General features: G+C 68.2%; 17 protein-coding genes and 1 tRNA gene. 8 read left to right on the top strand and 10 right to left on the bottom strand.

Features of this window, described 5'->3' with window-relative positions; translation table 11 throughout:
• Window positions 1-2: 2 nt before the first annotated feature.
• On the bottom strand, window positions 3-2,831 hold the full coding sequence (locus ACPXY0_RS18790; RefSeq protein ID WP_423927232.1) for a prolyl oligopeptidase family serine peptidase: 2,829 nt from the start codon (window positions 2,829-2,831) through the stop codon (window positions 3-5).
• A gap of 222 nt (window positions 2,832-3,053) precedes the next feature.
• On the opposite strand from ACPXY0_RS18790, the gene ACPXY0_RS18785 reads away from it, so the two are divergent.
• The 3 genes from ACPXY0_RS18785 to ACPXY0_RS18775 are packed head-to-tail and all read left to right on the top strand — an operon-like array spanning window position 3,054 to window position 3,981.
• Complete coding sequence (locus ACPXY0_RS18785; RefSeq protein WP_419934553.1) at window positions 3,054-3,311, top strand: type II toxin-antitoxin system VapB family antitoxin; 258 nt, start codon at window positions 3,054-3,056, stop codon at window positions 3,309-3,311.
• Window positions 3,312-3,331: 20 nt separating this feature from the next.
• A complete protein-coding gene (locus tag ACPXY0_RS18780) occupies window positions 3,332-3,694 on the top strand; it encodes a type II toxin-antitoxin system VapC family toxin (RefSeq protein ID WP_419934552.1) in 363 nt (120 codons plus the stop codon).
• A 32-nt stretch (window positions 3,695-3,726) separates the two neighbouring features.
• Window positions 3,727-3,981 carry a type II toxin-antitoxin system Phd/YefM family antitoxin gene (locus ACPXY0_RS18775; RefSeq protein WP_423927229.1) on the top strand — a complete coding sequence of 85 codons (255 nt, stop codon included), beginning with the start codon at window positions 3,727-3,729 and terminating at the stop codon, window positions 3,979-3,981.
• Between the two features lie 148 nt (window positions 3,982-4,129).
• Here ACPXY0_RS18775 and ACPXY0_RS18770 read toward each other — a convergent pair whose 3' ends face one another.
• The 3 genes from ACPXY0_RS18770 to ACPXY0_RS18760 form a co-directional block, all read right to left on the bottom strand.
• The gene (locus ACPXY0_RS18770; RefSeq protein WP_423927227.1) at window positions 4,130-4,819 is read right to left on the bottom strand and encodes a uracil-DNA glycosylase; all 690 of its coding nucleotides are present in this window, start codon (window positions 4,817-4,819) and stop codon (window positions 4,130-4,132) included.
• Window positions 4,816-5,523, bottom strand: a complete 708-nt coding sequence (locus tag ACPXY0_RS18765; RefSeq protein WP_423927225.1) for an HAD hydrolase-like protein — start codon at window positions 5,521-5,523, stop codon at window positions 4,816-4,818. Before ACPXY0_RS18765 ends, ACPXY0_RS18770 begins: the two co-directional genes overlap by 4 nt.
• A 64-nt stretch (window positions 5,524-5,587) precedes the next feature.
• Window positions 5,588-7,264 carry a DUF885 family protein gene (locus ACPXY0_RS18760; RefSeq protein WP_423927223.1) on the bottom strand — a complete coding sequence of 559 codons (1,677 nt, stop codon included), beginning with the start codon at window positions 7,262-7,264 and terminating at the stop codon, window positions 5,588-5,590.
• 181 nt (window positions 7,265-7,445) lie between these two features.
• On the opposite strand from ACPXY0_RS18760, the gene ACPXY0_RS18755 reads away from it, so the two are divergent.
• Complete coding sequence (locus ACPXY0_RS18755; RefSeq protein ID WP_423927221.1) at window positions 7,446-9,923, top strand: TonB-dependent receptor plug domain-containing protein; 2,478 nt, start codon at window positions 7,446-7,448, stop codon at window positions 9,921-9,923.
• Between the two features lie 7 nt (window positions 9,924-9,930).
• Here ACPXY0_RS18755 and ACPXY0_RS18750 read toward each other — a convergent pair.
• A tRNA-Arg gene (locus ACPXY0_RS18750) sits at window positions 9,931-10,004 on the bottom strand.
• A 240-nt stretch (window positions 10,005-10,244) separates the two neighbouring features.
• On the opposite strand from ACPXY0_RS18750, the gene ACPXY0_RS18745 reads away from it, so the two are divergent.
• On the top strand, window positions 10,245-11,567 hold the full coding sequence (locus ACPXY0_RS18745) for an amidohydrolase (protein WP_423927219.1): 1,323 nt from the start codon (window positions 10,245-10,247) through the stop codon (window positions 11,565-11,567).
• A 16-nt stretch (window positions 11,568-11,583) separates the two neighbouring features.
• Here ACPXY0_RS18745 and ACPXY0_RS18740 read toward each other — a convergent pair whose 3' ends face one another.
• Window positions 11,584-12,228, bottom strand: a complete 645-nt coding sequence (locus ACPXY0_RS18740) for an outer membrane beta-barrel protein (RefSeq protein ID WP_423927217.1) — start codon at window positions 12,226-12,228, stop codon at window positions 11,584-11,586.
• A gap of 608 nt (window positions 12,229-12,836) precedes the next feature.
• Here ACPXY0_RS18740 and ACPXY0_RS18735 point away from each other — a divergent pair.
• Both ACPXY0_RS18735 and ACPXY0_RS18730 read left to right on the top strand, forming a co-directional pair.
• Window positions 12,837-13,178: an AAA family ATPase gene (locus tag ACPXY0_RS18735; RefSeq protein ID WP_423927215.1), complete on the top strand. Its 342-nt coding sequence runs from the start codon at window positions 12,837-12,839 to the stop codon at window positions 13,176-13,178.
• Window positions 13,175-14,011 carry an ATP-binding protein gene (locus tag ACPXY0_RS18730; RefSeq protein ID WP_423927213.1) on the top strand — a complete coding sequence of 279 codons (837 nt, stop codon included), beginning with the start codon at window positions 13,175-13,177 and terminating at the stop codon, window positions 14,009-14,011. The genes ACPXY0_RS18735 and ACPXY0_RS18730 overlap by 4 nt, the downstream gene beginning before the upstream one ends.
• A gap of 28 nt (window positions 14,012-14,039) precedes the next feature.
• On the opposite strand, the gene ACPXY0_RS18725 is transcribed toward ACPXY0_RS18730, so the two are convergent.
• Window positions 14,040-16,091, bottom strand: a complete 2,052-nt coding sequence (locus ACPXY0_RS18725; protein ID WP_423930742.1) for a bifunctional aldolase/short-chain dehydrogenase — start codon at window positions 16,089-16,091, stop codon at window positions 14,040-14,042.
• A gap of 176 nt (window positions 16,092-16,267) precedes the next feature.
• On the opposite strand from ACPXY0_RS18725, the gene ACPXY0_RS18720 reads away from it, so the two are divergent.
• Entirely contained in the window at window positions 16,268-18,544 is a 2,277-nt protein-coding gene (locus ACPXY0_RS18720) for a DUF5916 domain-containing protein (RefSeq protein ID WP_423927211.1), read from the top strand.
• 21 nt (window positions 18,545-18,565) lie between these two features.
• On the opposite strand, the gene ACPXY0_RS18715 is transcribed toward ACPXY0_RS18720, so the two are convergent.
• The 3 genes from ACPXY0_RS18715 to ACPXY0_RS18705 all read right to left on the bottom strand — a co-directional run bounded on the left by ACPXY0_RS18715 (window position 18,566) and on the right by ACPXY0_RS18705 (window position 21,319).
• A complete protein-coding gene (locus tag ACPXY0_RS18715; RefSeq protein ID WP_423927209.1) occupies window positions 18,566-18,952 on the bottom strand; it encodes a type II toxin-antitoxin system VapC family toxin in 387 nt (128 codons plus the stop codon).
• On the bottom strand, window positions 18,949-19,194 hold the full coding sequence (locus tag ACPXY0_RS18710; RefSeq protein ID WP_423927207.1) for a type II toxin-antitoxin system Phd/YefM family antitoxin: 246 nt from the start codon (window positions 19,192-19,194) through the stop codon (window positions 18,949-18,951). Before ACPXY0_RS18710 ends, ACPXY0_RS18715 begins: the two co-directional genes overlap by 4 nt.
• 70 nt (window positions 19,195-19,264) lie before the next feature.
• The gene (locus tag ACPXY0_RS18705; RefSeq protein ID WP_423927205.1) at window positions 19,265-21,319 is read right to left on the bottom strand and encodes a S9 family peptidase; all 2,055 of its coding nucleotides are present in this window, start codon (window positions 21,317-21,319) and stop codon (window positions 19,265-19,267) included.
• Window positions 21,320-21,345 lie beyond the last annotated feature (26 nt).

Genomic DNA, 21,345 nt, shown 5'->3' with positions numbered 1-21,345 from the left:
CGTCAGCTCACCTTCTTCTTCCGGGGGCCGTCCTTCTGCTGGAGATACGGAACGCCGGTGGAGATCCACTCCGGCGCGGGTTCGCCCTTCAGGTAGTGGGCGAACCACTCCAGGATGCGGCTCTGGTAGTCGCGCTGGTTCGGCTCCTCCGCGAGTCCGTGGTTCTCGCCTTCGTAGACCAGCATCACCATGTGTTTTCCGGCGCGGCGAGCGGCGTTGTAGAACTCGACGCCCTGGTTGAACTCGACCGCTCCGTCCTCCGTCCCGAACTCGATCAGGAGCGGCGTGTTCAGATTCTGGATGTGGTGGATGGGGGAATTGGCGAAGTAGGAGTCCCAGTCCTCCCACCACGGCACCTGCATGCGCCCCTGGCTGATCTCGAAGATGCGCGCGTCCGTACCCCCCGAATTCCAGTAGAAGGACAGATACATGCTCATCAGGTTCGTGAGGGGCGCGCCGGCGACGGCCGCCGCGAACAAATCGTCCTGCGTCACGAAGAAGGTCGTCTGGTATCCACCCCACGAGTGGCCGATGAGGCCCACCCGCTCGGCGTCGATCATCCCGGTCTCGACCGCCGCCGCCACGGCCGGGCGCAGCGTCTCCACGTTCGACTGCCCGGGCCGCCGGTCGCGGTACACGATGTCCGGCATGAGCACGAAATATCCCTCCTGGCTCCAGATCTGGAGGTTGTAGTACCGCGTGGGATCGGGCACCTGGTACTGATGGAGTGACTGTGACAATCGCTCGTAGTGGTACACGATCATCGGATATTCCCGGTCGGGATCGTAGTCCGCGGGATAGACGAGCGCTCCCTGGAGGGGGCGGCCCCATTCGTTCTCATATTCGACGAGCTGCGTGCGACCCCAGGTGTAGTCCTCCTGGAAGGGATTGGTGCGGGTGACCTGCCGCGGGTCGTCGAGATCCGGACCGGCGACGAAATAGTCGGGCGAGTCCTCGAACCGCTCGCGCCGGAAGGCGTACACGTCGGCGTCCTCCGCCTTGAGCAGTCCGCCTCCGAAGCTGGCGTCCGCCCAGATCATGACCTCCGGCGGCTCTCCGCGGGCGGCGCGCGAGAACCCGGCCTTCTTCGTCCACTCCCCATAGGTCGAATAATGGAGCGGCTCGTCGGGGTCGAAGGCGTCGGCTTCGCGGTCGAGCCGCACGAGGCGGTGCCGGATGGATTCCTCCGCCCCCGCCGTGAGGCGCCGGCCACCGGAGCCATCGGGGTTCACCTCCCACACATCGAAGCGGTCATTCACGAGCATCGCCGCGTCATCCTCCAGCCAGCCGGCGATCCCGAAGGGCGACATCTGCTCGCGGGTCGGCGTCCGGTCGAGGTCCACGAAGGTCCCTCCGAGCCCGGCCGTCACGTTGCGCGTTTCGCCGGTGGCCAGGTCGTGGGTCCAGTAGTCCTCGCCCTCGAACCAGACCGCGTAGCGCCCCCCGGGGCTGCCCCCCATGTCGATCGTCACCCGCTCCCGGACGAGGGCCCGGCTCCCGCTCCGCGCGTCGACCGCGTAGAGGTCGTGGAACTGCTGGCGGAACATGGCGTCCACGTCGTAGGGCGTCTCGTCGCGGGCCAGCACGTGCCGCCCGCCCTCGGCGATCTCGGCCCGGTCCGCGTGATCTCCGCCCAGGAGGAGGAATCCGCCCGCCGCCAGATCCCACGCGCCGATGTCGTTCTCGCGCCGCAACTGGTCTTCCCGCACGCGCTGCTGGGGCACGGGATCCAGATCGAGAGAATGCCAGATCTCCACCCCGGCGTCTTCCTCCTCATCTTCCGCCTCGTCTTCTCCGTCATCCTCCGCCTCGTCTTCTCCGTCATCCTCCGCGTCCCCATCCCCGTCCGCCGGGTCCTCGGGAGCGTCGTCCTCGCCCGTCTCGGAGGGGATACGGTCCTGGAGGCCGAGGAAGACGGTGGCGCCGTCGTCCGACCACACCGGCGTCCGGTGCTCGACGATCCGCATCCCGGCCGGAAGCTCGGAGGGCTCCTGCGGATCGAGGGCGAACGCCGCGGGCGAGTCCGAGTCGAGCCCGCGCCACGCGAGGGCCACGTGCGCGGTGTCCTCGTGCGCCTCGTCCTCGAACGTCTTGAGGACGGCGAGATCGGGGGCCTCCTCGCGCCAGGTCAGCTCCCGGTACGTCGCCTCGTCCGCGTCGAGCGACCGGATGCGGCCCGTCTCGGGGTCGTACAGCCGCACGCCGTTGCCGACCCGGTCCGCCGCGTCGAGCGTCATGGCAAGCAGGTTCCCGCCCTCCTGCCACGCGAGTCCCGACACGTTACCGAAGCTCATCGCCTCACCCCCGTCGAAATCCCGAACGAGCGCGTCCACGCCGGCGTTCTCGCTGTCGGGGGACCCGTAGCGGCGGAGCGCCAGATACCTGCCGTCATCGGAGAAGGAGAACGACTGCACCGCTTCGATATCCTCCCGTTCCCCCGTCCGAAGGTCGAGAAGTCCCACGCCGTTCCGGACCGGCTCCCCGCTCTCCCGCAGCTTGTCGCGCTCGTCGGGGGACATACCGATGGCGAAGGCGAGCCAGCCGCCGTCCGCCCCGAACTCTGGTCTCGAGCCCTCGGAGACGACCGCGACCGAGTCGGCATCCGTCCGGTGGACGCGAAGCTCCGAACTCTCGTCCACGCGACGGACCACGACCGCGAGCCAGCGTCCATCGGGCGACAGCACGGCCTGCCCCGGACTCTCCCACTGGTCGTAGTCGTCCGCTCCGAGCGTGGGCTTGGCCTGGGCGGCCGCCGCGTCGGGAAGCGCGGCCACGATGGTGGCGAGTGTGAAGGCGAGGATCGCCGTGATTCGCCAAGGGATGTTCCTCATCTCTCTGTCTCCTCAACTTGCGGGCACCGCCGCACGGAGCGTCCGGCGGGCGGGCAGGATCCGCGACCCCGCAACATGCACCGGAGTCCGCTGTCCCGGGCAAGGGTACGCGGCCCATCGGAGTCCGCAATGGGGCGGAGAGATCGATTTGCGGCGGATTTCGGCACGAGGTAGGGTAAAACTCATGGAACGGTTTCTACCATCCGTCTTGAGAGGTGGATGATGAGCCTCAACATCAAGAACGAGGAGACCTGCCGGCTGGCCGACGAACTGGCGCGGCTGACCGGTGACACGAAGACGGGAGCGATCACCATCGCCTTGAAGGAACGTCTGGAACGCGAGAAGCTACTGCGCGACGCGGATGCGCTCATGCGCGACATCCGCGCCATCGCCGAGCGCTGCGCGAAGCTGATCGGACCGGGAGTCGCTTCCACGGATCACGGTGACCTGCTCTATGACGAGCACGGACTGCCCAAGTGATCATCGACACATCCGCTATCATGGCCGTTCTGTTGGATGAACCCGACGGACTCCGTTTTCGACGGGCTATCGTGGAAGCTCGCTCACGTCGGATCTCGGCTGCGACGCTCCTGGAGGCCGCGATCGTCGTCGAGAGCAAGGGCGGGATCCGCGCAGGACATGAACTCGACCGTTTCATCGCACTGACGCAGATCGAGGTCGTTCCCGTCACCCCGGAGCAGGCGGCGGTCGCTCGGGATGCGTGGCGGTGCTTCGGCAAGGGAAACCACCCTGCGGGGCTCAACCTCGGGGATTGCTTCGCGTATGCGCTGGCGAGAACGGCCGGCGAGCCACTGCTCTTCAAGGGCAAGGACTTCGCGCTCACCGATATCGAAGTCGCCTGAAGACCCGTTCGGCTCCGGACATGGAGAATCTGATGACCGAGTGGCCACTCTACGATGCAAAGAACCGGTTCAGCGCAGTGGTCGACACCGCTGTGGCGGGCGAGCCTCAGCGCGTTACCCGCCGCGGCAAGCCGGCCGTGGTCGTGATCGCGGTCGGGGAGTACGAACGACTTCGTCGGTTGGAAAAGGCGAAAGCCCCCAGCTTCGCAGAGCTGTTGCTCTCGATGCCCATCCAGGGTGAGGAACTGGAACGGCTCAAGGTGATCCCGCGGCCCGTGGAGTTCTGATTGTTCCTTCTCGATACGGACGTGCTGTCGGCTCACCGCAGACCGGACCGAGCGCAGCCCGTCGCGAACTGGCTGGCCGGCTAGAGGAGTGTGGAACTCCACCTGAGCGTTGCGTGCGCCTGCTGGGCCCCTCCGGTCAGCGGCAGGCCTAGCCGGTCCATACGAGTTCGGCGGCGCGGACCCAGATGGCGTCGAACATAGGCTCGGTGAGTGTGCCCGTGAAGGTGTTCTGCTGGCTCGGGTGGTAGGAGCCGATCAGCACGCGAGAGCCGATCTCGACCTCCACCCCGTGTCCGAAGCGGGGCGCCGGCCGCGGAACCGCTTCGCCACGCTCGCGGAAGATCCTCAGTAGCGCCGCAAAGGCGAACCCGCCCAGGGCGACGATCACGGGGGCGTCGGCGAAGAAGTCGAGTTCGCGCTCAAGGTAGCCGCGGCAGCGGTCGCGCTCCCCGGCGGTGGGCTTGTTGGCGGGCGGCGCGCAGCGCACGGCGGCGGTCACCCAGGCGGCCCGGAGCACCAGCCCGTCGTCGCGTCCGGTCGAGCCCGGCTGCGAGGCGAACCCGGCTCGGTGCAGGGCCCGGTAGAGCCAGTCGCCCGACCGGTCGCCGGTGAACATGCGCCCCGTTCGGTTGGCCCCGTGCGCGGCCGGGGCGAGCCCGACGATGAGGAGCCGCGCGGCCGGGTCGCCGAACCCCGGCACGGGACGTCCCCAGTACGTCTCGTCGCGGAATGCGGCCCGGCGTTCGCGCGCCACCCGCTCCCGCCATTCGACGAGCCGTGGACACTTGCGGCACGCCGTGACCTCGCGCTCGAGCGCGGCGAGGGACGGATGGGTCAAGCGAGCCCGCGCCCGGGAAGGCCGTACTTCAGCCGGTACAGCAGCCCCTCGAGCCGCTGCGACACCCGCACCGGAGACGGGAAGCTCGCCCGGTGCAGGGTGGCGACCTTCACGGAGCGGATCCCCGCCAGGCTGGCCGACGCGATGTCCGTGAAGTACTGGTCTCCGACCATGAGCGCGGCCTCCGGGCGATCCGCGAAATCGAGGACGTCAAGCGCGGCCCCCACGAGACGGCGACTCGGCTTCCGAATCGGCCGCGGCGCCCCACCGCTCCCGGGCGCGTTGGCGGGATCCGACCCGTCCGAGGCTCCCGGCCCGCACCATTCCTCCTCGTCGCCGCGACGGACCCGGAACGCCGCCCCCGCCTCCGTCTCATACCCGAGCACGACCGGCATGCCGGGGAAGATGCGCCCCAGTTCGGCGAAGCGATCCTCCTGGCAGTTGGAGACGATCGCGTGCCGCAGCCCCGGCGCGCCGAGCAGGGCCTCGAACGCCGACCCCAGCGCCGGATCGACCCGGTCGGAGTGGTGCGCCATCAGCGTTCCGTCCACGTCCCAGAGGACGGCTTCGACCCCCAGATCGCGCAGCGTCCCGGGGTTGATCTCGTTCACCGAATCGAGATGGAAGGTGGGCCGGATCTCGCGCGACAACCGAGCCAGGCGCGGAAGGAGCCGCCGCGAGGTCTGAACCCAGGTCGCGCTCATGCCGTGGCACTCAGGCAGCGCTGACGCGGCCGCGCCATGCGGAGACTGGCCCGGCCCGGATGAGTCAGTTCGCCTCCAGAATCGCGTCCTTCTGGCCGGTCATCTCCCAGCGGGTGAGGACGATGGGGATGACGCCCGCCTCCTGGAACGCGTCGAAGAAGCGCTTCACGCTGAAGTCCTCGCCCTCCTCGATCGCGTACTCCGCCAGCAGTTCCTCGATCTGCACCTTCCCCGTCACGTAGCTCGTGCCGTAGCCCGGCTGCCGCAGGTAGAGGCTCTGCTCGCCGCGCACGAGGTCGCCGTCGGGGAGCCAGCCGCGGGGCGTCCACCGCATGGCGTGGGCGACGGCCTCCTCCATGTCGAACACGTTCCCGTGCAGGTGGAGGCCGCTCAGGGCGCGCGCGGCCCGCTGCGCGAGCATGATCCAGGTGAGTTCGCGGGAGCGGTCCGAGCCCTCCAGCAGCCCCAGGTGCATGAACATCTCCTCGACGCCGGTGGCGAAGCCCTCCGAGCGCGAGTCGAAGATGTTGTAGAGGGACGGCGTGGCCCGCATCGGGCTCGCGTGCGGATCCTCGCGCATGCGCGCGAGTTCGATCCAGTGGTGCATGTGCGGGCGGAACGAGTCCGGGTCGCGGTAGTTGACCTCCGAGAAAAAGTTCCGGATCTCGCCGGGCTCCGCCGGGGCGAAGCTGCCGTTCACGGCGCGGAGGGCCGGGTCCATCCACTCCGCCGTCGTCTGCACCTCCTCCTCCTCGAGGAAGCGCATGTAGCGGTCCACGGATTCGTTCAGCCGGCGGTCGTATTCCTCCGGAGAGGCGATGCGCTCGAGTTCCGGCAGGTCACGGTTGCGGTTCTCTTCCAGCCGCATCGAGGCGTGGGCGCGCGCGAGTTCCCGCCGCATGATCGTCACCTGCTCCTCCCACGAGTAAGGGACGAGGTGCACGTTCTGCATGTACCAGGTGTAGTTCTCCGGGCCGATCCCGGAGGAGCCCGTGCGCGAGGGTGCCTCCTCCTCCAGCCAGGCGATGAACACCTCCGAGGCGGCGCGCGCGGCGGCGATGGCCGGGTCGAGATTGGCGCTCGTCCCCGCCACCCGGGCCGCGAAGTCGTCGAGGTCCCTCACCTGCCCCCGGAAGGCCCGCACCCCGCCCAGCCAGAGGTCGCGCGCGTTCGAGCCAGCGAGGTTCTCGCGCGCCTGCTCGAGCAGCGCCGGGATGGCGGCGATCCTCGCGGCGAGTTCCGCGGCGTCGGTCTCGGAGAGCGGATAATCGTACGTCCAGAGGTCGATCCAGCCGTGGATCACCGGGCCCTCGTGCGCCGGCACGTCGCTCTCCGCCGCGAAGATCATCGCGTAGAAGGCGGGGTCGCGCGCCCAGGGGCACCGCACGCGGTGATCGAAGTCGAGCCCGTTCATCTCCGCGCGTACGAGGTGCCAGTCGATCTGTCCCTCTACGGACCAGTCCTCCACGGCAAGCATCCGCAGCCGCGTCTGCCACTCCGGCAGCTCCGCCTGCTGGCGTGCCATGGCCGCCGCCGAGTAGTCGGGCACGCCGTCCGCGAACCCGGGCCGCTCGAATTCGCGCCATGCCTCGAACAGATGAACGAGGTCCTCATGCGTGCCGGACCCCGAGACGTCGACGGGATCGACGGGATCGGTGGCGACCTGGACCATCAGGTAGCCGAGGACGAGAACCGCGACGGCCATGAGGATGAAGGATGGACGGAGTCTGCTGCGAGACATGATGCCTCCCGAATGGGGGTCGTGCGCACACCGGCACCGCTTATCATAATCATACCCAGAATGCGACAACCTGCCGAGGGGCGATCGCCATGAGTTTGCCCGTTTCGTCGTGCGTAGAGAACGTCGCAGTACCTCTCTTGACATGGAAACCACTCGCTACTGTTGGCAGAACGGAGTGATCATGAAGGCTTCTTCATTCCTCGTCCCGGCGGTCCTCGCAACCCTTGCTTCGACCGGCTCGACGTCGGCCCAGGAACCGCCGGACACGGTCGTCGTGGTCGAGGAGCTCGAGGTCGTAGTGGGTTCACGGGCAGGTGTCGCGGATCCAGCAACGCTTCCCGTCCCCGTGGACATCTACGGCGCCGAGGAAATCGCGCGCCTTGGGCAGATCGACCTTGCAGAGGTGCTGGGAAGCATCGCTCCGTCCTTCAATTCCACGCGGTTGTCCGCCGGTGATGGCGCGGCCCTCCACGTAGCTACGTTGCGCGGCATGAACGGCGACCAGGTGCTCGTTCTGGTCAACGGCAAGCGACGGCACGGAGTCGCATTTGCGAAGCTGCTCGCAGCGGCCGGGCAGGGGACGACCGGTACGGACCTGCGTGCCATTCCGGTCCACGCCATCAAACGGATCGAAGTTCTGCGCGAGGGTGCGGCTTCGCAGTACGGCTCGGATGCCATCGCCGGCGTGATCAACATCGTGCTCAAGGACGACGCCAGCGGGGTCAGCGCGGCCACCTTGCTCGGTCGAACATCGCGTGGTGACGGAATGAGGCTGTTCACTTCGGCCAACGCCGGGGTTCCGCTCGGAGACGGCTTCTTCAACATCACAATGGAGGTCGCGCGGCAGGAGGTCACGAACCGGGCGGGTGCCGCACCCACCTGCTTCGGTCCCGACCCGTCCTACGGCCCCTGTGCGGATGGTGGGAAGGTCATCCAGCTGCAACGAAACGGCGAGCCCGACTACAAGGGCGCGGCTTTCATGGCCAATGCCGCTGTCCCCGTCGGCGAATCGGCCGAGTTCTATGCCTTCGGGGGATACTCCGGGCGCGAAGCAGTCTCGGACGGCCTGTACCGCAAGGCGGACTGGGTGCCTCGGTCGGTCAGCTACGTCTATCCGGATGGCTTCTTCCCCATCGAGGAGTCGGACCTCATGGACAAGTCCGCCGTGGCGGGACTGCGCGGCGACATGGGCGAGTGGTCGGGAGATCTCAGTCTCGGATTCGGACACGGCCGGTTCGCCTTCAACGCTGCGAATTCGATCAACCCGTCCTACGCGGCCGAGTTCCTGGCAAGGAACCCCGGGGCCGACGGAGCCTCCATCGCTGCCAACGCCGGACCCAGGAACACGTTCAGCGGCGGGCTCAACGTGCGCCAGTGGACGCTGAACGCCGACCTGACGCGGGAGGTTGAGGTGGGTTCGACCCCGGCGTTTCTGGCTGTTGGCGGCGCCTTCAGGAGGGACTCGTACTGGATGGAAGCTGGCGACCGGGCCTCGTGGGCGTGTGGACCGAGCGATACGCCCGGCAGCTTTCCGGCGGCCCATCACCAGAACGACGGGACGGCCTACGCAAGCTGCGGGATTCAGGGCTACCCTGGCTACAGCCCGACCTCGGCTTCACTGAGTGAACAGGACCGTAGCAGCTTCGGAGCGTATGCGGACATGGAGTTGCGCTCGCCGAGCGGGCGCACCCTGGGTGGCGCCCTTCGTTTCGAGAACTATACCGACGCCGGAAACTCGCTGACCGGCAAGCTGGCTGGACGCGTGGAGTTGGGCGAATCGGGCGCCGCGCTCCGCGCCGCAGTCTCCACCGGCTTCCGGGCACCGCGACTTCCGCAGCGGGGCTTCAACACGATCGGTTTCGTGGGCGGCAGCGAAGGTCTGGTGAGCACCGGATTCCTGCCCGAGGGCGATCCGATAGCGTGCTCCGACTTCGGGGCCTGTTCGCTGAGCCACGAGACATCGCTCAGCTTTACGGGCGGACTCGTCTATTCCAACGATGCCGGCCTGCTGGTGACGGCGGACTACTACCGTGTCGCTGTCAAAGACGCGATTGCCCTTACCCAGAGCCTCAATCCAAGCCACGGGCTTCGGCCCGGCGCGCAGTTTCAGGGTCGGCCGGTGGACGCCGTGGCGTTCTGGACCAACGCGATCGACACGCGCACACAGGGATTCGACGTGGCAGCGAGCTGGCGCTTCCGCGGCATGGACTGGGGGGCTGCGGACCTGTCGGCCAGCCTGCACCAGAACAGCACCAGGATCACCGCTAACCGCAACGAGAACTTCATCGGAGACACCCAGCAGACCTTGATCGAGGACGCCCAACCCGGACGGCGGATCGGCGCCAGCGCCGACGTACGTTTCGCACAGGGTCTTGGTGCGAGGTTCAGCTTGAACCATATCGGTTCCGTCACCACCCCGTTCATCTTCGAGGAGAACGTCACGATCGACGCGGCGGCCATCGCCGACCTGGAGGTCAGGTTCCAGGTGGGCGACCGCATCCAGGTGGGCGTCGGGGCCAACAACCTGTTCGACCGTCTGCCAAACCGGCTCCCGGACGACGCCGTGGCTCAACTCTGGACGATGGAGTACCCCTCGGAGTCACCCTACGGTGTTGCGGGACGAATCTGGTACATGCGGGTTAACTTGATTGGGAACTGAGAGAGAGTGACCCCGGCTGGACTCGAACCAGCGGCCTCGGGATTAGGAATCCCGCGCTCTATCCACCTGAGCTACGGGGCCGGAGCGGAACCGCGTCACATGGGATAGACCACACGCCGGGCCCCGCACCGGGAATCTAGCGGGCGGGCCGGAGGGCGGCCAAGCAACCCACTCCGGCCCAGTCACAGCCAGCGGTTTGAAATCACCGCGCGAGGGAGAGAGATTGCGCCGACCTGCGGCTGGGAGGGCATCTTCTCGCCGCCACAGCGACGGGCCTCCGCGCCGACCGCGGTGTACCATCAGTCTCGCCGGAGCCGTGACATGCAACCTGTAGACACGCTCATCCTCGGCCCGGTGGTCGTCACCATGGATGCGGGGGAACGGCTCCTCGACCCGGGCGGCGTGGCGGTGCGGGACGGCGAGATCGTCGCCGTGGGGAGGCGCGCCGAACTCGAGGGCTGCGACGCCGCCGAAACCGTCGACGCCACCGGACAACTCCTCATGCCCGGGCTCGTGAACGCGCATACGCATCTGGGCGACTCGCTCTTCCGTAGCCTGGTCGAGGAGTTGCCGCTGGAAGCCTGGCTCGAGCGCCTCTGGATTTCCGAGCGTGAGTTCGTCAGCCGGGAGAGCGTCGAGCTTGGGGCGCGGTTGTCTCTGGCCGAGATGATCCGGGGCGGGACCACATGCGCGCTCGACATGTTCTGGTTTCCGGAATCGGCCGCCGACGCCGCGATCGAAGCGGGCTTCCGGCTCGTGACCGGCCCGATCTTCTTCGACTTCGAGGGACCCGACGGGGTCTCGTCCCCAGACCGGGTCGCCATCGGAGAACGCTGGCTGGAGAACTACGCGGACGAGCCCCTGATCACGCCGTGCGTGCAGCCGCACAACCAGCTCACCGTGTCGCCGGAGGGCCTGCGGGCGGCGCGAGACCTGGCGGGCAGCGCCGGAGCGCTCTTCCACACCCACTGCTCGGAGACGGCGACCGAGGTTCAGCAGACGGTCGAGCGGTTCGGGCGCACACCGGTCGCACACCTCGACGAACTCGGGATCCTCGACGGACCGACGGTCCTGGCGCACTGCGTCCACCTGACGGACGACGACATCGCCCGCCTCCGGAGCACGGGAGCGGCGGTCCTTCACAACCCCCTGTCCAACCTCAAGCTCGGGTCCGGGATCGCGCCCATTGCCCGGCTGCTGGAGGAGGGCATCCCCGTGGCCCTCGGGACCGACGGCCCGGTGAGCTCGAACGACCTCGACATGTGGACGGCGATGCGCTTCGCCGGGCTGCTGCAGCGCGGAGCCCACATGGATCCGGTGCTCACGCCGGCCCGCGAAGTCATCCGCATGGCGACGACGGTGGCGGCGGATGCGTTGGGGCTGGGAGACCGGGTGGGTCGGCTGGCGGAGGGCTACCGGGCGGACCTCATCCTCGTCGACCTCGCGCGGCCACACCTCACGCCGATGTACGACGCGTACGCGCATCTCGTCTACGCGGTGGGCCGCGACGACGTCCGCTCGGTCATGATCGACGGGCGCTGGGTCATGCGCGACCGGGCGCTGGAGACGATCGATGAGGCCACCGTCCTCAACGAGATGGGAGAGTTAGCCTCCCGGATCGAGCATCACGCCGCGAGCCTGTAGCCGATCTGAGTCGAGCTCAGAGAGAAAAAACGAGCCCCGCCATAATCGAGAAGACACGGGTCTTCGCGCCCTCCAGATCCTTCAGCCCTAGGTCGTACAGGGCCTCGAGCGCCACGCCCATGCCGTCCGAAACACCGACTTCGACGCCGGCACCACCCGAGATCCCGAAGTCGGTGGTGCCTGACAACTCGACATCAGCTTCGTTGCAGTCAGCGCTGATGCTGACCCCCTCCTCGGCGATCCACGTGGAGCAGGCCGTCCTGAATCCTGCGAACGGTCCGGCCAGGAAATAGACGGCCACGCTGCTGCTCTCCATGGGCAAGGCCGCCCTCGCGAGAGCCGAGAGACGGAAGTAGTCGAGGTTGAGTCCGGCCCGGACGCTCGGACCGAAATCGAAGATCGGGAGGGCGAAGCCGCCGCCGGCCTGGACGTAGCTCCCCGCGAATCGGAGGCCCAGGCTGCCCGAGACCGGGACGGTCGCGGACACGCCGAAGCGGATCCCGGACTGAGCGTCCTGTTCCACCGTCGCATCGAGATCGGAGAACGTCGCGCGGGTCAGGCCGCCATGCAGGCCGACCGTGGTCTGTCCAGAGAGGATCGGGACAGGCGAAACACAGGCGGCCACGAAGAGCACTCTCAGCAGACGGCCGGGGCGTCTCACAATATGACTCCTACGGGGGACGAGAGGGGCGGGTCCACGAATCGTGGCCGAAGCTACCTTCTTCTTGTGGGGACGGCAAAACGGACCACGCCATTTAGGATGGATCGCGCGATCTGGTGGAATCCTCGGCTCAGGGGATACCGTCGTTCGCTGATTCGATGGCGGGGCGGATGCGTTCCTGAGGGGCGGTCCAACTGGACAGTTCCGGGCGTTTCGTGCAGCGTCCAGCCGTTGAATACGGAGATGAGGTCGTACTCGGGGACGACGTGGAGGAACTGTCCTCCGTACCCGTTCCCCGCGAACACGCGGGCCAGCATCGATGTCGGCGAGCAGCGAGTCGATCGCCGCCGGATCGACGCCCTCGGCCTCGGCCGTGGAAACAGGCCACGCCTCGCCCGGCCAGCCGGGCCCCTCGGTTCCCGTGTCCGAGGCACAGGCCGCGAGAGCGAGCACACCCGTCAAGAGAAGGGTCTTCGTCCCCGTAATCTCATGATTCCTCGATCTCGTGGATGTGCAGATTGTCATTTCGATTGACAATCGGCACACGACCAGCCAGGATGGGCGACGTCATTGTGCCTGCACTTCCCTGGGATTGGAGGACGGGAACCTTGCCCGTCATCGATCGCAACCTGGCGGATCCGCTCCGCCGACGATTGCGTCACTATCCGGTCGTCACGGTCACCGGCCCGAGGCAGTCGGGCAAGACCACCCTGTGCCGCACCGTGCTGGCCGATCGCCCCTACGTCTCGCTCGAGAGCATCGACATGCGCACCTACGCTCGGGAGGATCCTCACGGCTTCCTGGGGGAATACCGTCACGGCGCGGTGATCGACGAGGTGCAGCGGGCGCCGGACCTGACTTCGTACCTGCAGGGTGTTGTGGACGAGGACCCCACACCGGGCCGTTTCGTGCTGACGGGTCGCAGCATTTCGGGCTGGCCGAGGCGGTGAGCCAGTCGCTCGCCGGCAGGGTGGGCATCCTGCATCTGCTGCCTCCGGGGCTTGACGAACTGGCGCGATTCGGGGGGCCACCCCCCAGTCTGCTGCGGGCGCTGTGGACGGGGGCCTATCCACGCATACACGACCGGGGGATCCCGGCGGACGTCTGGTTGCGCGACTATCTCGCGACCTATGTGGAGCGCGATGTCCGGTCGCTGCGGAATGTCACCGATCTGGAGGCGTTCTCCGGTTTCGTGCGGCTGGCCGCTGGACGCACGGCCACGGAAGTCAACCTGTCGGCACTGGCCGGCGACGTCGGCGTACGCCACAACACGGTTCGGGCCTGGCTGTCGGTGCTCGAGGCGAGTTTCCTCGCCTTTCGAGTATCCGCTTACCGCCGGAATGTGCGCAAACGCCAGGTCAAGGCGCCCAAGTTGCACTTCCTGGATACAGGGCTTGCCTGCCATCTGCTGGGGATCCGGTCGCCCGAGGAACTGCGCCATCATCCCCTGCGAGGGCAGATCTTCGAAAGCTGGGTGGCGTCCGAGGTGTTCAAGGCGGCGGCGCACCGCGGCGAGGATCCTCGCCTCCGCCACTACCGGGCTGCGGGCACCGAGGTCGACCTCGTCGTCGACCGGGGATCGCGGCTCATCCTGGTCGAGGCCAAATCGGGCAGCACGGTTGCGCCGCGCTTCTTCTCGGGCATGCGCACGCTCGGGGAGGCGCTGGAGAAGTCAGAACTGACCGTCGAACGGCGTCTCGTCTACGGCGGCGATCTCCGCCAGCGGCGCCTGGGCGTGGAGGTCGTGCCGTGGGACCGGATGCTTGAGATGCCCTGGAACTGAGGTCAGCAGCTTCCGGGTCTGGTCGGACTCACCGGAGGGCGGCGGCCACGTTGCCGCCGTCGACCGTGAGGATGGCGCCCGTCGTCGCCCGGGCTAGAGCAAGGGCCACGAACGCCTGGGCGACATCCTCGGCCCGGACCTCGCGTCCGAGCAGGTTGCCGCGCATGTAGGCGTCCCGGCTCACGCCGCGCGCCTCGGAGCGGGCCGCGATCATCTCGTCGGTGAGGACGCCGCTGCGGATGCGGTCCGCGTTCACGCCGTTCGACCGGATCCCCTCCCAGCCGTGTTCGATCGCGTACTGGCGCACGAGGCCGAGGGTCGCCGCCTTCGGGAGCCCGTAGGGGCCGAAATCGGGGCCCGGGTTCACGGCCTGCTTCGACACGTTGAACAGCAGGCAGCCGCCCGTGCCCTGGGCGCGCATGATGCGGACGGCGGCGCGGGTCACGCGCTGGTGGGCGAAGAAGTTCAGCTCGAAACTCTCCCGCAGTACGTCGTCCGACACGTCCGCCATCGGGCCGCGCCAGGCGGCCCCGGCGTTCGAGACGAGGATGTCGACGCCGCCGAAGCGGGCGGTGACGGGGGCGAACGCGCGGACGACGGACGCGTCGTCCGTCACGTCGCATGGGACGGCGAGCCCCGCTCCGGCCTCCGCGGCGGCGTCGAGCGTGGGGCCGGGGAGGTCGAAGAGCGCGACCTCGGCGCCGGCGGCCCGGAACGCGGCGGCCGTGGCCCGGCCGATCGCGCCCGCGCCGCCCGTGACGACGACGACGTGACGGGCCAGCGCCTTCTCCTTCGCGCCGGCCAGTTTCGCCTGTTCGAGCGACCAGTACTCCATGTCGAACAGTTCGGCCTCGGTGATGCTCTCGAAGCGGTCCATGCGCTCCGCGTCCGTGATGACGTCGACCGTGGTCTCGGCCAGGTCGGCGGCCACCGATGCGGCCCGGGCGTCCCGGCCGCTCGCGAACAGACCCACCCCGGGCACCAGGACCACGCGCGGACTCGGGTCGAGCATGCGCTTCGTCCCGCCGTAGCGCGGGTTGTGGCGCTCGAAACAGGCCGTGTAGGCGTCCCGGTATTCGTCGACCGCGGACCGGGCCTGCCCGGTCCAGGCGGCGAGATCGCCGGCGGGCGGCGCGGGCAGCACCACGGGCAGCGGCTTCGTGCGGATCGCGTGGTCCGGCGTGACCGTGCCGACCTGGCTGTAGCGGGACAGGTCGGCGCCGCCGACATAGGCCAGAATGGCCGGGCTGGCCCGGTGCTCGAGGATGAAGCGCTCGAACCCGTCACCCTCGTCGCCCCGGCGGTTCGCCAGCATCCCGCGGATGGCCGGCGCGATCTCGCTCGCGGAGGCGACGGACCCCGGCGGTTCGGCGGCGAAGACCTTGCGGCGCCCGCGCTCGATGCGTGCTTCGGCGAGGCTCACGAACTCGATCATGAGTTCGTACGCCTCCCGCGCCGTATCCCCGAAGGTGAACAGCCCGTGCTTGAGGAGCACGAGGCCCTCCGCCTCGGGGTGGGCGTCCGCCGCCGCCTTCGCGGCCTTCGCGAGATCGAAGCCCGGCATGATGTACGGGACGATCGCGGCCCGGTCGCCGTAGACCTCGCGGCAGATCCCCTCGCCGTGCGGCTGGTCCGTCAGCACCAGCGCCGCGTTGGCGTGCGTGTGGTCGATGAACGTGCGCGGCACCCACGCGTGCAGGAGCGTCTCGACCGACGGGTTCGGTGCCTTCGAGTCGAGCAGGTTGCGGCGCTGCAGGTTGACCATGTCCTCATCGGACAGGGCGTCGATCCCGGCCAGGTCCAGCAGCGGGTCGAGCTGGACGGCGGGGAGCCCGGGCGGTTCGATCGCCCCCATGTCCCACCCGCTCCCCTTCACGTACAGCACATCGAGTTCAGCGCCGGTGACGTCGCAGGCCCGCCCCTTGACGGACGTATTGCCGCCCCCGTGCAGGACCAGCCGCGGTTCGGAGCCCAGGAGCCGCGTCGTGTACACGCGCAGCGCGAGGTCCTCCCCGACGCCCTCGGCCCCATACCGCTCGATGAACTCGGCGGCCTGCCGGTCCTGCCACGCGCTCTTCATGTCGTTCTCCCCGTCGTCCAGAGTCTGCCCCACCGCCGCGCAGACGGTATGGGGATCGCCGAGACGCGGCCAGCGCAGGACCACGGCGGGCTCCTGGTCGGCGCGGTGCGGCACGCGAACTCACACCGTAGGATGGGGCTGTCCCGGCACCGGGCCGGGCGGTCCCCGGAGATCCGATGACTTGGCCTCACAGCCCCGTCGTCCCCGTCGTGTTCGCAGCGTCGCTCCTGGCACTCCCCGCCGCCGCCCAGGACCCGCCTCCCCGCGGGGAGGCCGCGGCCGGCGTGGCATCCCTCCCCCGCCCCACCCTGGTTGCGCACGCCCTCACGGCGCCGATCCGCCTGGACGGGGTGCTGGACGAGCCCGCATGGCAGGCGGAGCCGACCACGGGCTTCATTCAGGCCGAGCCGGACGAGGGGCTCCCGGCGACCGAGCGCACGCACCTCTGGGTGGCGCACGGCGACGGCAACCTGTACGTGGCCGCCCGGTTGTACGACCAGCAGCCCGACCGGCTCGTCGTCAACGACATCCGCAAGGACTTCGACGACCGCGTGCAGGATGCGTTCGCCGTCATCCTCGACACGTTCCACGACCGGCGGAACGGCTACGTGTTCGTGACGAATCCCGCCGGCGCCCGGGCCGACCGCCAGATCGCCAACGAGGGCCGCGAGATCAACGCGAGCTGGGACGCCATCTGGAGGGTCGAGACGGCCCGCGCGGACGACGGCTGGACCGTGGAGATGGAGATCCCCTTCCGGTCGATCCGCTCCGCGGCCGCCGGTGACGTGTGGGGGATCAACTTCAGCCGCCGCATCCGGCGCAACAACGAGATCGCCTTCTGGGCGCCGGTGCCTCGCTCCTACGGCCTCACCCGGCTCTCGCTCGCCGGCACGCTCAGCGGGCTACCCGAGACCCGCAGCGCCGGGCGCGACCTCCGCTTCACGCCCTACGCGCTCGCCAACACCGTCCGCGGCACCGGCGGTCCCTCGTTCGACAGCGAGCTGCAGGGAGGCTTCGATGTGAAGTGGGGCCTCACGCGGGGGCTCGCCCTGGACCTCACGGTTAACCCTGACTTCGCCCAGGTCGAGGCGGACGTGCAGCGCGTGAACCTCACCCAGTTCAGCCTCTTCTTCCCGGAGAAACGACGGTTCTTCCTCGAGAATTCGGGACTCTTCTTCGTGGGCGACCAGGCGCGGAACACCCGCGGCAACCTCCTGCCGCGCGTGGACGAGGATCTCCTCCCCTTCTTCAGCCGGCGCATCGGCCTCACGGAGGATGGGAGGACGCAGCCGATCCACGGCGGCGCGCGTCTCACGGGCAACGCGGCCGGCTTTCAACTCGGCGCGATGGCGATGCGCACCGGCGATGTGGAGGGGGTGCCCGGCAGCGACTTCGGGCTCTTCCGCGCCCGCAGAAATCTGTTCCGGTCGTCCGAGATCGGCGGAATCCTGATGTTCCGGCGCGCGACCGATGGGGGCGGGGAGAACTTCAACCGGATCTACGGAGGCGACACCAACATCCGCTTCCCGCGCGAGGTCGATCTCAGCGTCTACTATCTCGCCTCGGACGCGAAGGGCCCGGGGGGAGAGGAGGGGACCGCGCCAGCGTCCGCCGACGAGCGAGGCGGCCACACCGTCCGAGCGTCGCTCGGCCACGACGGCAACTTCCTGCACTTCAAGCTCGCGTACATGGAGATGTCCCCGGACTTCCAGAACGATCTCGGCTTCCTCCGGCGCACGGGATTCCGGAAATACTTCGTCGACTGGGGCGTCCGGCCCCGTTTCCAGTTCATGCGGCGGCTGGGCGTGCGGGAGACCCACCCCCACCTCGAGTGGCACTATTACGATGATCTCGACGGCCGGATGCTCGCCAAGTGGCTGCACACCGGCGTCACATTCTTCATGAACAGCGGGGGCAACGTCCAGATCCAGGTGGACCCGCGCTTCGAGCGCATCGACCGGCCGTTCACGCTCGACCGCCGCATCGACCCCATCCCGCCGGGATCCTACAGCTGGGCTCCGTGGTCGCTGACGGGGGGGACGGACGCGAGCCGCATGTTCTCGTTCCGCTGGCGCGGCACGCTGGGCGCACTGTGGAGCGGGACGCAGAAGACGCTGTCGCTGACGATGAACTTCAAGCCGTCCCACACTTTCCGGGCCTCGGTGGCGATGACGCGGACGGACGCGACGCTGGACCTCCCCGACGCCAGCTTCGTACGGACGCTGTGGACGGTGCGGACGAACTATTCGTTCAACCCCGACATGTTCGTCGACGCGCTGGTCCAGTACGACGCGGCGAACAACGTCTTTAACTCCAACGTGCGCTTCAACCTGATCCACGCGCCGCTGAGCGACCTGTTCATCGTGTGGAACGAGCAGCGGATCACGACCGGCGACGGCACACCCCCAGGCCGAAGCCTGACTCTCAAGCTCACCCGCATGCTGGCTTTCTGAGACGGATCCCCGGGGAGACCGTCACCAAAGGACGGGCGCGGGATACGCGGAGATCGCCTCGTCCGGAGTTACGATCGTCAGTCCGTGCAGGATGGCCTGCGAGACGAGCCCCCGGTCGAACGGATCGGTGTGCAGGGCGGGCAGGAGCACATCGTGGGCCGCCGAGGCCTCGTCGAAAGCAAGCGGCTCCAGCCCCAGCCACTCGCGCCGACTCGATACATAGCGGACGGGCGTTTCGGGGAGCGGCAACCGGCCGATCCGATGCTTGATCACGATTTCCCAGGCCGAGAGCGCGCTCAGGTAGACCGTGTTGTCCGGGTTCGCGCAGGCGGACCGCGCTGTAGCCGTCAACTGCGGGTCGGCCGCGGCCAGCCACAGGAACGTACATGTGTCTACGAGCAGCTTCACGGCCCGCCTTCAGCGCCTCCGAACGCGCGCAGAAGTTCATCGGGCAGGGGCTCGAAGAAACTGGCCGGCACCGTCATGCCACGGTCGATCCCGATCGGTCGTTCCTTCGCGGGCGCGGCGCGCAGCGGGCGGATTTCCGCGATAGGCACGTTTCGGCGGCACAGCGTGACCGTCTCCCCACGCTCGACCCGTGCCAGGTAGCGGGACAGGTCCGCCCGCACCTCGGCAATGTTGACTCTCATGTACGGAAACCTATACAACTATCTGTACATATGCAAATGTAGCCGCCAAGGTCGGGCGCCACCGCCGGACTCAGCCGCCGGCGGTGGTGACGGCCTCCTTCTTGTCCGGGTGGACGGGGGAGGTCTCCCACTCGTACTCCTCGTCCAGTACCCACTGGTAGTACCAGTCCAGTTCCACGTTCGCCTTGAACAGCCGCTGCTGCAGTTCCACCCAGCCGTGCCCCTGCTCGGGGGCGACATAGAGGTGGGTGGGCACGCCGTTGTGCTTGAGCCCCTGGTACAGTTCGACCGACTGCGGCATGGGCACGCGCTCGTCGTTCTCCCCGACGAGGACGAGGGTCGGCGTCACGACCCTGTGGAGGTCGAACAGCGGCGAGTCCGCCATGTACTGCTCGATCGGCGCGTCCTCCGACCAGGGCGTGCCCCCGAACCACGGCGTGCGGTAGATGCGGACGTCGGACTGCGCGTACATCGACATCCAGTTCACGGCGCCGGCGCCGGATGAGGCGGCTTTGAAGCGGTCCGTGTAGGTGATGATCTTGTTCGTCATGTGGCCGCCGGCGCTCCAGCCCATCTTCGCCATGCGGTCCCCGTCCACGAGTCCGCGGTCGACCAGGTGGTCCACCCCCGCCATGACGTCCTTGTGCGCCTGGTCGAAGTAGTTGCCGATCATGTTGCGCAGGAAATCGTCGCCGTACCCGGTCGACCCGCGATAGTTGGGCTTGAAGACGAACCAGCCGCGCGCCGCGAGCACGGCCTCATAGTTGCTCGAGCGCGAGAACCCGAACTTGTCCGAGGACGGCGGCCCGCCGTGCGTCTGCACGACGAGCGGGTAGCGGACGCCCTCCCGGTAGTCGATAGGATAGAAGACCAGACCCTCGACCTGGACCCCGTCCTCTCCCGGATACCGGACGGCCTCGACCCGGGGGAGGAGGAACTCCGCAGCGAGATAGTCCAGGACGCGCGTGACCTGCCGCGGCGACCCCGAGCCCGCCATCGCCCACAGATCCCCGGCGTTGGCGGGGTTGTTGATGGAGAAGAGGTGGGTGCCCGAGGCGGGGTGATAGTCCCAGGCGCCCACGGCATGATCCCCTTCGGTGACCGGCTCGGCCCGGCTCGCATCCGAGGCATCGGCGGGAACGGAATAGAGCTGCTGGCGAACCCCCGTGTTGGCGCGGAAGAAGATCGTGCGGCCGTCCCGCGACCACATGGCCGCGTTCACGTCGAAGCTGCCGCCGGGGAGCACGGAGACGGGATCCCCGCCATCCGTCGGGACGACGAACAGCCGCTGGTTGAAGTAGAAATCGCTCAGTTCGTCGTTCGTATTCGCGATGAAGAGCGCGTGTCCGTTGTCGGGTGAGAGGGACACGTTGACCTCGCCGACGTGATTGTCGGTGATCTGCCGCCCGCCCGAGCCGTCGGGGCTCATCACCCACAGCTCGGAGTTTAGCAGATCGTCGTAGAGGGCGGTGGGCGCCAGTTGTACGAGGAGCAACATCCCGTCGCGCGAGATCGAATAGCCGCGCACCATCATTCCGGGCTCCGTCACTCGCTCCGCGGGGCCACCCCCGCTCGGGACGCGCCACAGCCCCGTCGGGCGCTTGTCTTCCTCATAGCGGAAGACGTTGTCGTTCACGGCCTCGCGCGCCTTCTCCGCCTCGGACTTCTCGTCGATGGCCACGAAGTAGATCCACGCCCCGTCGGCGGACCACGTGATCGAACCCACGGGCGCCGGATGTTCGCTCACCGCCCGGGCCTCGCCGCCGCGGGTCGGCATCACGTAGACCTGGTTGCGCTCGGTGTCGTGGCGGTTCGCCACGAACGCGATGCGCGAGCCGTCCGGCGACCAGCGGGGGGTCGATTCACCGTCCTCGCCGTTCGTCATCTGCACGGTGCCGGAGCCGTCCATGGCGACCCGCCAGATATGCGAGACCGTTCCGTTGGCCCCCCAGTCGGTGTCCCTCCGCACGTACAGCACCTCCGATCCGTCCGGCGAAATGCGGGGATCGCTGAGGCCCGGGATGTCGATGAGATCGACGATCGTCATCGCGCGGCGTTGCGCGGCGAGGGGGACGGCGGTGACGAGGAGGGCGAGGATTCCGAGTCCGAGGATGCGGCGAGACATGGCAGGCTCCTGCGGTTCGCGTTAGC

Source organism: Candidatus Palauibacter sp., from assembly GCF_965237495.1.
Lineage (GTDB): Bacteria > Gemmatimonadota > Gemmatimonadetes > Palauibacterales > Palauibacteraceae > Palauibacter.
The sequence above is the reverse complement of the archived record's forward strand: the minus strand, read 5'-3'. Positions and strand labels throughout refer to the sequence as shown.

Bases quoted from the DNA above. Each gene is read 5' to 3' on its own strand.
- ACPXY0_RS18785 (WP_419934553.1), top strand. From the start codon at position 3,054: ATGAGCCTCAACATCAAGAACGAGGAGACCTGCCGGCTGGCCGACGAA.
- ACPXY0_RS18745 (WP_423927219.1), top strand. From the start codon at position 10,245: ATGCAACCTGTAGACACGCTCATCCTCGGCCCGGTGGTCGTCACCATG.
- ACPXY0_RS18760 (WP_423927223.1), bottom strand. From the start codon at position 7,264: ATGTCTCGCAGCAGACTCCGTCCATCCTTCATCCTCATGGCCGTCGCG.
- ACPXY0_RS18710 (WP_423927207.1), bottom strand. From the start codon at position 19,194: ATGAGAGTCAACATTGCCGAGGTGCGGGCGGACCTGTCCCGCTACCTG.
- ACPXY0_RS18780 (WP_419934552.1), top strand. From the start codon at position 3,332: ATGGCCGTTCTGTTGGATGAACCCGACGGACTCCGTTTTCGACGGGCT.
- ACPXY0_RS18725 (WP_423930742.1), bottom strand. From the start codon at position 16,091: ATGAAGAGCGCGTGGCAGGACCGGCAGGCCGCCGAGTTCATCGAGCGG.
- ACPXY0_RS18790 (WP_423927232.1), bottom strand. From the start codon at position 2,831: ATGAGGAACATCCCTTGGCGAATCACGGCGATCCTCGCCTTCACACTC.
- ACPXY0_RS18720 (WP_423927211.1), top strand. From the start codon at position 16,268: ATGACTTGGCCTCACAGCCCCGTCGTCCCCGTCGTGTTCGCAGCGTCG.
- ACPXY0_RS18765 (WP_423927225.1), bottom strand. From the start codon at position 5,523: ATGAGCGCGACCTGGGTTCAGACCTCGCGGCGGCTCCTTCCGCGCCTG.
- ACPXY0_RS18705 (WP_423927205.1), bottom strand. From the start codon at position 21,319: ATGTCTCGCCGCATCCTCGGACTCGGAATCCTCGCCCTCCTCGTCACC.
- ACPXY0_RS18775 (WP_423927229.1), top strand. From the start codon at position 3,727: ATGACCGAGTGGCCACTCTACGATGCAAAGAACCGGTTCAGCGCAGTG.
- ACPXY0_RS18755 (WP_423927221.1), top strand. From the start codon at position 7,446: ATGAAGGCTTCTTCATTCCTCGTCCCGGCGGTCCTCGCAACCCTTGCT.